Raw genomic sequence first — 9,332 nt, 5'->3', positions numbered from 1 at the left:
ACGATGATGTGGGCTGAACTGACGCCTTCGCGAGCAGGCTCGCTCCCACAGGTAAAGCCACTGCGTGTTCTAAAGGACATAAAACAAAATCGCGACAAAGTGCAGCAAACTGCCGGCAATCACGAACAAATGCCAGATCCCATGGGCATGCCGAAGGCGGTGATCCAAAGCAAAAAAGATAATGCCCACGGTGTAAAACACGCCACCCAACGCCAACCAGGCAAACCCGGCACCACCCAATGCCGCCAGCAACGGCTTGACCGCCACCAGCACGATCCAGCCCATCACCGCGTAAATCACAATCGACAGAATCCGCGCTTCCGAACGCGGCTTGATCTCTTGCAGGATGCCGATCAGCGCCAGCCCCCAGACGATCCCGAACAGCGTCCAGCCCCAAGGCCCGCGCAGGGTCACCAGGCAGAACGGCGTGTAGCTGCCGGCGATCAGCAGATAGATGGAAAAGTGATCGACCTTCTGCATGATCGCTTTCTTTCGCCCGCGCACGCTGTGGTAGACGGTCGATGCGCTGTACAACACCAGCAAGGTAAAGGCGTAGATCGCCATGCTGACAATCTTCCACGGACTGCCATCGAGGCTGGCGACAACAATCAGCCACACCCCGCCGACAAACGCCGCCACCGCCCCGACCAAATGCGTCCAGGCGTTCAATCGTTCTCCGTGATACATCGCTTGCCTACCCCTCGAAAATCGTTACCGCAACGCACAAGGCTCAGGCCTGTAGGAGCTGTCGAGTGCAACGAGGCTGCGATCTTTAACGATCAATATCAAGATTAAAATCAAAAGATCGCAGCCTTCGGCAGCTCCTACAAAGGTCAGCCAATACCGGGCACAATCAGGTCATTCCAATAAGAGTCCGCCCCATGCTGATCGACGAAGAGTTGACCCTTAAAAAACTCGAGGTGTTCCTGGCCTTCATGCGCACCGGCAATCTGGCCCGGGCCGCCGCCGAGTTACAGACCAGCAATGTCAGCGTGCATCGGGCGATCCACTCCCTGGAAAGCGCCCTGCGCTGTCCGTTGTTCAAGCACGAAGGCCGCAACCTGACACCGCTGGAAAGCGCCTACGTGCTTGAGGAGCGGGCACAGAAGCTGATTCAGGATGTACTCGAAAGCGTACGCCTGACCCGCGAAGCCGCCGGGTTTTCCGCCGAGCGCTTCAAGTTGGGCTCGCTGTATTCGCTGACGGTGAAGACCGTTCCACAGCTGATCATGGGCCTGAAAATCCGCCGTAGCGAACTCAACATTGATCTGATTCTCGGCTCGAACTTCGACCTGTTGTACAAGCTCAAGAACATGGAGGTCGATGCGATTCTGGTGTCTCTGGACGACAGCATCAACGATCCGGACCTGGAGCACATCCCGCTGTTTTCCGACGATATCTTCCTGGCCACGCCGGCGGACTCGAAATTTGCTCAACGCTCTGAAGTCGACCTGGCCGAAGTCCGCGACGAAACCTTCATCACCCTGACCCAGGGCTTCGCCACCCATCAGGACGGCAATCGGGTATTCAGCCAGGCGGGGTTCGAGCCGAAGGTGGCGATGCAGGTCAACGACATCTTCACCCTGCTGAGCATGGTCAGCTCGGGGGTAGGATATGCGTTGTTGCCGGGGCGGATTGCGGCGGTGTACGAGAACCGGGTGAAGCTGATCCCGTTGCAGGAAAAGTATCGATTGCAGCAGCACATTGGCGTGGTGTTTCTCAAGGCCAAGGAGCGCGATCCGAACCTGCTGGCGCTGCTGGCGGAGTGCCGGATGTATGCCAACCGCCAGGCCTGAAACCGAGTCACCCCATTCGCGAGCAGGCTCGCTCCCACATTGGACTGTAATCCCCTGTGGGAGCGAGCCTGCTCGCGAAGGCGTCGGAACTGTCAAAGATAATCCAGCGGTTTAACCGACAATCCCGCGAACAATGAAGTACAACAACGATGGCCCCAACAAGCACCCAAGCCCGGTATGGAAAGTCGCGGTCAACGCGCCATAAGGCACCAGCCGCCGATCCGTCGCCGCCAACCCTGCCGTCACCCCGCTGACCGTCCCGGCCAACCCGCCAAACACCATCGCCGAACGCGGATTGTCCAGGCCCATCCAGCGTGCTGCCATCGGCGTGCCGACCATCACCAGAATCGCCTTGATCAATCCGGTGGCAATCGACAACGCCATCACGTCCGAGGTCGCGCCAATCGCCGCGCCGGTCACCGGGCCGACGATGTAAGTCACCGCCCCCGCGCCAATGGTGGTCATGCTTACGGCATCGCGATAGCCGAACGCCCAGGCCATGCAGGCACCGACAATGAACGGCAGCACCGTGCCCAGCAGCAGCGCGATCACACCGATCAACCCGGCCTTTTTCGCTTCGGTGGCCTGCACTTCGAACGCCGTGGCGACGATGGCGAAGTCCCGCAGCATGGCGCCGCCCATCAGACCGATGCCGGAGAACAGCGTCAGGTCCGCCAGGCCTTTTTGTCCGCCGGTCATCGTGCCGCCGACCCAGGCCAGCACCAGGCCGATGACGATGGCAATCGCCGAGCCGTGAATTCGCCCGAAGGTCAGGCGCTTCGAAAGAATCACCGACACCCACATGATCACGCCAACGAACGCGAACGCGGTGATCAAGCCGTTATGTTCCAGGCCTTTCTCAATGAGATCCCACATATCAGCGACCTCCTGCCGGTGCGCCAACCGAGGTTATTTCGGTCGGTTCGTCGGGCAAGGGTTCGCCCTTGTGGGTCCGGCTGATCAAGGCAATGGTGCAGCCGCACACCACCACCGAACCGATGGCCGCGAGCACCGCCACCGGGCCGCCGTGCAGGGCCGTGACCACGTTTTGTTGCGCCGCCATGGCGACTACCACCGGAATGTACATGGCGCCCCAGAAGCCGACGCCCATTTCGCAATCCCGGGTCATGCCGCCGCGTTTTTGCATCCACAACCGCGCGCAGATCAGCAGGATCATCGCAATCCCGACCCCGCCGACGTTGGATTTCACGCCCAGCAACACGCCGAGCATGTCGCCCATGATCACCCCTGCCAGCGTACAGATCGCCAACAGCGCCACACCGTAAATAATCATTGTTGTCGTCCTCAAAGTGCATCGTCGAATGTTGTTTTTGTTGTTCGAAGGCCTGAGTCGCTGATCTAGGGTTGGCGGTTTCCCTCCTCACGCAACAGCGCCTGCAGGGTATCGAGCCGGGCACCGTCGAAAGCAATCACGGTGCCCTGTTCGAACACCCGGCGCGCCAGCCCGGTCAGCACCGCACCGGGCGGCAGTTCGATCTGTAGACGTACGCCGCGCTCATAGGCGCTTTGTACCGTGCCGCGCCAATCCACCACGCGGCACATGTTGAAAGCCAGGTCGTCGCGCAAGGCGTCGATGTGGGTGACGGGCCGGGCACGGCTGCCACTCAAGTAACCCAGCGATGGTGTTTTCAATTGCACCTTGGCGAAGGCCTCTGCCAGCATTTTTGCTGGTGCCTCCAACAGCGGGCAGTGTGAAGGCACGCTCACTGCCAAACGCTTCGCCATTGCGGCACCACGATCCTTCGCCAAGCCGGCCACCGTTTTCATCGCGCCATCGCTGCCGGAAATCACCACCTGGTTATCGGCGTTGATGTTGGCCAGGTACACCGGCGAATCATCGCTGTGGACCTGCGCCAGCAAGCCCTCCACCGTCGCCATATCCAGACCGATGATCGCGGTCATGCCATAGCCCCGTGGATACGCCTGCTGCATCAATTCACCGCGCAGGCTGACCAGATGCAGCGCATCGCTGAAGCTCAAGGCCCCGGCCACCACCGCCGCCGGATAGGCACCGATGGATAACCCGGCGACGTAATCCGCCGGCAGCGCCAACTGCCGCGAAGCCGCCACGCCAGCGATCAACAGGCAGAGCTGCACAGCTCTTGTCGATTGCAACGCCTCGGCAGAATCCAACAGCGAAACGTCTTCGCCGAGCACATCGCTCGCCTCGCCGAGACACTCCCGTGGCACACGCTGGAGCATGCCCGGCTGCTGCGCACCCTGACCGGGGAATACCAGCAAGCTGCTCATGCCGCTTGCTCCCGTGGGTTCCACGGATCGATGACCAGACAGGCTTGAGTGGCATTTTTGAGCAACACCCGGTTAGAAGATCCGGCCCATTCGCGCAAGGCGATGGCGCCAAACGGGGTCTGCAATTGCATGTCTACCACACACGCTGGCGCATCAAGCAGCATCATCAGCTCCCGCGCTTGAGTACGGGTCAACGGCTGTGGCGTGCGTAGAATCAGGTCGAGATCGCTGCCCTCGTGCAAGGCCGTAAATCCACTGGCCAGTTCAAATCCGGCGCTGCCGCTGATACCCCATGTCCAACCGCAGTCGTCGAGCAGCGGACGCAATTGCTTGAGTGCCCGAATGACCGGCAAGTCCCGATCGATATCGACATGGCAAAGTTGCTCCGGCTGCACCCGACGCGAAACCGAAGCGCTCGCCATCGACGCCGCATAACGTTGCTCACGCAAACGCCCACGCACGCCGACCGCCACCTGCCCCGCCGTCGATACCGCACGACGCACCACCACCGGCTGCCCGGCGCCGAGCGATGCAATCGCCCACGCGGGTGCATCCGCCGGCAGCTGCCCCGGGGTCATGCCCCAGAGCAGGTCGTGGGCCATGAACGCGTTCACCACTGTTCTCTCAACAGCTGACGAACATGGCTCGATGCCGCGCGATTGCTCGCACCCAGACGGCTGCTCAGGTCACGACCTTTCTCGGCAACATCGCCGATGGTCTGAACCAGGCACTCGGTCACCCGGCTCACATCGGCGCTCGTGGGCTGTTCGATCTGTTCCACCGCCAGGGTTTCCCAGAGCAAACCGAGGCTGGCATAGCTGTCGATGTCATAGGCCATCGGCGGCACACTGGCGGCCAGGGCTTCCAGCTCTTCGACACTGCGCAGCGTCACCCGCGCCGCCGATGCCTTGCCCATGGCATGCACCATCACCCCCGGATCACGCAGGGCGATCAGCCGATTGGCCTGATAGCCGTGAGCGAGAAACGCCCCGGACATCGCCTTGCCCACCAGTAACCCGATCACCGCATGCCCGGCCAGGCGGGCGCGGGCATAACTGTCCGCCGCGCCGGCTAATGCTTGATGAATCCCAAGGGCTTCTTCGCGACGACCGTATGCCTGACTCGGCACATCGACGATGGCGATCAGCGCGCGTTTGTGCGGCTTGTCCCGATCAGCCGTGATGACTTCATCCACAGCCTTGGCCAAACCCCAGCCTTCGAGCAAACCGACCTCGCCGTTACGGGCGCGGGCGAAACGGTTGTCGGGATCAGCCACCACGGCGATAAACCGCACGGGTTGCTCACCCACAAAGCCATCGGCCACTTTCAGTGAAGCCGGCAAACCACCCACCGGTTTGCCATCGACATTCAAGGCGTTGAACCAGTTCAAGCCCCTGAGGGAATACGCACTCATGAGCGCTCTCCTTGATACAAGTCGCGAACCGTGGCCGGCTCGATTTGCGGTTCGGCATCCAGGCGCGCTAGCCGTTGCAGGTACAGATCGGCCTGCGTGCTGCGCTGCTGCGTCGGCAAACCTTTTTGGAGCAACTCGCCGACCTGCTGGCGGATTTGCGCCACGTCATCCTCGGCGTAACGATCCACCAATCCCGTGGCAAAGCGTTGCTCGCCACCGGTCAGGCTCCAGATGAAGGGACGGTCGCGGGAGTCATATTCCTCAAGCCCGGCTTCCTGCTCGATCACCTGCGGACCGTTCAGGCCCAGCCGTGCTTCCTGAGTCACCAGCAAATAGCTGCACAACCCGGCGGCGATCGACATGCCGCCGAAGCAACCGACACTGCCGGCCACGACGCCGACCACCGGCTGGTACTGGCGCAGATCGACAATCGCCGCATGGATATCGGCAATCGCTGCCAGGCCAAGGTTGGCTTCCTGCAAACGCACACCGCCGGTCTCCAGCAGCAGCACGGCCCGGGTCGGGATGCCCTTGCGGTTATCTTCGGCCGCCAGTTCCAGTGCGCCGGCGATTTTCGCCCCACCGACTTCACCGAGACTGCCGCCCTGAAAGGCGCCTTCGATAGCGGCGATGACCACCGGCAAACCGTCGAGGCTGCCCTTGGCGATCACCACGCCGTCATCGGCTTGCGGCACCACGCCCTGCCGCGCCAGCCAAGGCGACATGACCCGCTGAAACGGATCGATCAATTCGCGAAAGGTGCCGGCATCGAGCAAGGCTTTCGCCCGTTGCCGGGCACCGAGTTCGACAAAGCTGTGTTTGTTGAGAAGCGCGGCACTGTCAGTCATGGCCGATCTCCTCGAAGCCCTGTTCCAGACGCAGGCGCACCACGCCGGGGGTGGCGCCGAAATCGTGGATATCGATGTCCATTGCCGACGGCGTCTGGCCATCGAACATCCGCGAAAACAGATGCTGCCAGCGTTGTTCGCTGCCGTTGACCGACGTCTGCACGGTGATGGTCAGCTTGCCGGGTTGACCGGGCTGGATCAGCACCTCCAGATCGCCGGAGCCGACACAACCCACCAGGGTACGACCGCGTGGCGGCTGCCCGGCGGGGAATTCAAAGGATAAGGTTTCCATCAAAAGGCTCCCTGGATGAGGCTTTCGCCCGACTCGATACGGTCGATGAACAGGCAGGCGGCGAGCAGGTCGGCAGCGCCACCGGGCGAGGCATTCAATGCGATCAGTTGTTGGTCCAGCTCATGCAAGCGACGACGGCCGGCGAGGCTGGCACTGCCGCCCGCGTCGAGCACCGCCTGCGCGCCGAGCTGCATGGTGTGCAGGCCCTCCTCCCCGGCGCGGTACAGCACGCAGGTGTCGGACAGGTCAGTCATGATCGCCAGCAGTGCATCGAGCCGGGCATTCTGCTCGCCATGGCCGGCAGTACGGCTGCGCAGGAGTTGCGGCAGCGCACGCCGGGTCACGGCCGGGAAGCCGAGTTGCGCTTCTTCACGGGCACCGCGCGCACCGTAGCGTTGGGCGACTTGTGCACCGTGGCTGAGCGGACGTGGCATATAGCGGTCATCCAGCAAGGCCAGGCGTGCGGCGCGCAGCGTGATGGCCCCGGCAGCGCTGGATTCAGGTTCAAGGGCAACCGCAGCGACCAACAGGCCCAAAGCCCAGATGGCGCCACGGTGAGTGTTCACCCCGTTAGTGGTGGCGAGCATCGCTTGTTCGCCCTCACGACCGATCAGGCCAATGGCTTCACGCAGCGGCAAGCCGATCTCGCCGATTTCGATAGCGGCTTCAGCCATTTCCTTGAACGCCGGCCACAGGGCCAGCGCCGAGGCGTGCATCAGCCCAAGGTGCAGATCGGTGTGCGCGCCATTGCCACGGCGGTCGACCAGTGCCGGTTTCGGCGACAGGTCCGCTTCGTCGATCAGTGCGTCCACCGCCAGGTCCGCCAGGCGTTCGGCCAGGCTCAGGGGTTTGGGTTGCAGGTTGAATGCGTGCATTACCAGCTCCTGAATTTGGCGGGCGGGTTGTAGAGGCCACTGGACCACTCCACCAGATCGGCCACGCTTTTGGCGGCGAGCAGTTCGCGGGTGGCGTCGGTGCGGCGGATGCCGAGGTCTTCGGGCAAGGCGATCAAACCTTCGCGGCGCATGCGCGCGGTGTCTTTCGGGTTGTGGCGCAAGCCGATGGCGGTCACCCCGGCGACGGCGGCGATCATCGCCTGGCGTTCTTCCAGCGAACGCGCCTTGTACAGGTAGGCGATGCCTTCTTCGGTCAGCAGGTGAGTGACGTCGTCGCCGTAGACCATGATCGGCGCCAGCGGCATGCCGCTTTTCTTCGCCACTTCGATAGCATCGAGGGTTTCGACAAAGGTCGGTTTGCCGCCCTCCTGGAAGGTCTCGACCATTTGCACCACAAGCTTCTTGCCACGTTCGAGCATTGGCTCGGCCACGTCGGTGTGGCGCATGTCGAGCCAAGCCGGCGTGCCGTGACGACGACCGCGCGGGTCATGCCCCATGTTCGGCGCCCCGCCGAAACCGGCCAGGCGCCCGCGGGTCACGGTCGAGGAATGGCCATCGCCATCGACTTGCAGGGTGGCGCCGATGAACAGGTCCACTGCGTACTGCCCGGCGAGTTGGCTGAACATCCGGTTGGAGCGCAAGGAGCCGTCACGTCCAGTGAAGAACACGTCAGGCCGGGCGGCGATGTAGTTTTCCATCCCCAGTTCGGTGCCGAAGCAATGCACGCTTTCGACCCAACCGCTTTCAATCGCCGGGATCAAAGTCGGATGCGGATTGAGGGTCCAGTTGCGGCAGATTTTGCCCTTCAGGCCGAGGGATTCGCCGTAGGTGGGCAGGATCAGCTCGATGGCGGCGGTGTTGAAACCGATGCCGTGGTTCAGGGACTGCACGTTGTGTTTTTCGTAGATCCCGCGAATCGCCATCATCGCCATCAGCACATGCACCGGCTTGATGTGCCGGGGGTCGCGGGTGAACAACGGCTCGATGTAGAACGGCTTGTCGGCCACCACCACGAAATCGACCCAGGACGCGGGAATATCCACCCGGGGCAGATCGCTGACGTCGTCCACCAACTGGTTGACCTGGACGATGACGATGCCGTCACTGAAAGCCGCCGGCTCGATCAACGCCGGGGTGTCTTCGGTGCTGGGCCCGGTGTAGATGTTGCCGGCACGGTCGGCCATGAAACCGGCCGAGAGCACGACGTTGGGAATCAGGTCCACCACCAGCCGTGCATAGAGCTCGATGTAGGTGTGGATCGCGCCGATTTCCAGCAGGCCGTCTTCAAGCAACTGGCTGATGCGCAGGCTTTGGGTGCCGGCGAAGGAGAAGTCGAGCTTGCGGGCGATGCCGCGTTCGAACAAATCCAGATGCTCGGAACGGCCGACGCTGGGCATGATCATGTGCAGGTCATGCAACTTTGCCGGATCGGCCTTGGCCAGGGAGCGGGACAGGAAGTCCGCCTGCTTCTGGTTATTGCCCTCCAGCACCACACGATCGCCGGGCAGAATCAACGCCTCCAGCGCCGCCACGATCTTGTCGGTGGGCAACACCACACCGTCGGCCAGACTCGCCACCTGCGCCAGACGCCGCTGCTTCTCGCTGCGTCGCCGCGTCCATCGCGAGTCGGGGGATATTGTTGTAGTCATGACCACTCCACGGGTTCGATGTCGTGGAGCTACCTTAGGAGCGATGGGGACGGAGCATCAATCAAGCAGAGTGGCGGATTGTTACGGTCAGAGTAATGGTTGTTCAAGCCGACGCCTTCGCGAGCAGGCTCGCTCCCACATTTGAAATGCATTCCCCTGTGGGAGC

General features: G+C 62.3%; 11 protein-coding genes. 1 reads left to right on the top strand and 10 read right to left on the bottom strand.

The window, feature by feature from the left end; all coding sequences use genetic code 11:
- Positions 1–69: 69 nt before the first annotated feature.
- Positions 70–687 carry a PAQR family membrane homeostasis protein TrhA gene (gene trhA / locus ACW9HW_RS26790; RefSeq protein ID WP_095196004.1) on the bottom strand — a complete coding sequence of 206 codons (618 nt, stop codon included), beginning with the start codon at positions 685–687 and terminating at the stop codon, positions 70–72.
- Between the two features lie 194 nt (positions 688–881).
- Here trhA and ACW9HW_RS26785 point away from each other — a divergent pair, with 194 nt between their 5' ends.
- Positions 882–1,796 carry a LysR family transcriptional regulator gene (locus tag ACW9HW_RS26785; RefSeq protein ID WP_095196393.1) on the top strand — a complete coding sequence of 305 codons (915 nt, stop codon included), beginning with the start codon at positions 882–884 and terminating at the stop codon, positions 1,794–1,796.
- 111 nt (positions 1,797–1,907) lie between these two features.
- Here the strand turns inward: ACW9HW_RS26785 and madM are convergent, their stop codons facing one another.
- From madM to mdcA, 9 genes are all read right to left on the bottom strand, one after another.
- A complete protein-coding gene (gene madM, locus ACW9HW_RS26780) occupies positions 1,908–2,672 on the bottom strand; it encodes a malonate transporter subunit MadM (protein ID WP_095196392.1) in 765 nt (254 codons plus the stop codon).
- Position 2,673: 1 nt separating this feature from the next.
- A complete protein-coding gene (madL, locus tag ACW9HW_RS26775; protein ID WP_095196391.1) occupies positions 2,674–3,090 on the bottom strand; it encodes a malonate transporter subunit MadL in 417 nt (138 codons plus the stop codon).
- Between the two features lie 65 nt (positions 3,091–3,155).
- On the bottom strand, positions 3,156–4,067 hold the full coding sequence (mdcH, locus tag ACW9HW_RS26770) for a malonate decarboxylase subunit epsilon (protein ID WP_457402309.1): 912 nt from the start codon (positions 4,065–4,067) through the stop codon (positions 3,156–3,158).
- Positions 4,064–4,684, bottom strand: coding sequence for a malonate decarboxylase holo-ACP synthase (locus ACW9HW_RS26765; protein ID WP_457402307.1), 621 nt, complete (start codon positions 4,682–4,684; stop codon positions 4,064–4,066). Before ACW9HW_RS26765 ends, mdcH begins: the two co-directional genes overlap by 4 nt.
- Complete coding sequence (gene mdcE, locus ACW9HW_RS26760) at positions 4,678–5,481, bottom strand: biotin-independent malonate decarboxylase subunit gamma (protein ID WP_457402305.1); 804 nt, start codon at positions 5,479–5,481, stop codon at positions 4,678–4,680. Before mdcE ends, ACW9HW_RS26765 begins: the two co-directional genes overlap by 7 nt.
- The gene (locus tag ACW9HW_RS26755; protein ID WP_457402303.1) at positions 5,478–6,329 is read right to left on the bottom strand and encodes a biotin-independent malonate decarboxylase subunit beta; all 852 of its coding nucleotides are present in this window, start codon (positions 6,327–6,329) and stop codon (positions 5,478–5,480) included. The genes mdcE and ACW9HW_RS26755 overlap by 4 nt, the downstream gene beginning before the upstream one ends.
- The gene (locus tag ACW9HW_RS26750) at positions 6,322–6,621 is read right to left on the bottom strand and encodes a malonate decarboxylase subunit delta (RefSeq protein ID WP_457402301.1); all 300 of its coding nucleotides are present in this window, start codon (positions 6,619–6,621) and stop codon (positions 6,322–6,324) included. Before ACW9HW_RS26750 ends, ACW9HW_RS26755 begins: the two co-directional genes overlap by 8 nt.
- On the bottom strand, positions 6,621–7,496 hold the full coding sequence (locus ACW9HW_RS26745) for a triphosphoribosyl-dephospho-CoA synthase (RefSeq protein ID WP_457402299.1): 876 nt from the start codon (positions 7,494–7,496) through the stop codon (positions 6,621–6,623). The genes ACW9HW_RS26750 and ACW9HW_RS26745 overlap by 1 nt, the downstream gene beginning before the upstream one ends.
- Positions 7,496–9,166, bottom strand: a complete 1,671-nt coding sequence (gene mdcA, locus ACW9HW_RS26740; protein ID WP_457402297.1) for a malonate decarboxylase subunit alpha — start codon at positions 9,164–9,166, stop codon at positions 7,496–7,498. The genes ACW9HW_RS26745 and mdcA overlap by 1 nt, the downstream gene beginning before the upstream one ends.
- Positions 9,167–9,332: the final 166 nt, after the last annotated feature.

It is taken from the genome of Pseudomonas sp. SDO5532_S415, from assembly GCF_054071155.1.
Note: the sequence above shows the minus strand (reverse complement) of the source record. Positions and strands in the feature narration are given on the sequence as shown.